Source organism: Streptomyces botrytidirepellens (assembly GCF_003721215.1).
GTDB classification, from domain to species: domain Bacteria; phylum Actinomycetota; class Actinomycetes; order Streptomycetales; family Streptomycetaceae; genus Streptomyces; species Streptomyces himastatinicus.
In genome coordinates, this window is record NZ_RIBZ01000109.1 from 1 (window position 1) to 822 (window position 822).

Annotated in this window: 1 pseudogene; it reads right to left on the bottom strand. The window is 79.8% G+C overall.

What is annotated here, in order from left to right:
- Window positions 1–822: pseudogene (locus tag EEJ42_RS52615) on the bottom strand (BACON domain-containing protein); the annotation flags it as partial.

The following is an 822-nucleotide window of genomic DNA, read 5'->3' on the forward strand; positions in this document are numbered from 1 at the left end:
GTGGGGGTGGGGGTTGGGGTGGGTGTGCCTCGGCCCTCGATCACCACAACGGCGCCCGACGGCGCCACCGTCACCCGCGCCCGCCAGCGGCCCGGTGGCTCGCGGTCGTGGTCGACCGACACCGTGATCGTCGTCGTCTCGCCGGGCCGCAGCTCACCGGCGGTGTGGTGCAGCCGGAGCCAGGACGCGCCGCCCGACGCCGAGGCCGACCAGCGCACCGGGGCGCCGCCGGAGGCGGCCAGGGTGATGACCGTCACGTCGCCGCTCGGCTGGGCCTCCACGGTGAGCCGCCCCGGCCCGGGGGCCGGGCGGGACGGGGCGGATCCACCGCCGTGGCGGCCGCCGCCGTCGGGGCGGGTGTCGCCGCGGGAGCGGCCGCCGCCCTTGCCGTGCCGCTCCGGTTTGCCGTCCACGCCGATGACCTNGGGAGCGGCCGCCGCCCTTGCCGTGCCGCTCCGGTTTGCCGTCCACGCCGATGACCTCGACCGTCACCTCCGCCCCCGACGCACCGGCCCGGCTCCGCAGCCGGGGCGCGCCGGAACGGTCCTGCGCGCCGCCCGCCTGCTCGTACGCGCGCCCGGCGGACCGATCCTGCTCACCGGCCGGAGCCTCACCCGCGCCGTCCGCGGCGGCGGCCACCGAGTCCGTGTCGTGCTCGTCACCGGCGAGCGGCGCACCCCGGTACGCGGCCCACAGGGCGAGCACCGGGGCGGCCACGACCGTGGCGACCACGGTCGTGGTCAGGGCGCGGCTGCGCAGCCTGCTGCGGCGGGCGGCGCGGTCCTGGGGGTCGAGCGGGAAGCCGCGCCGGTCGAAGCGCGG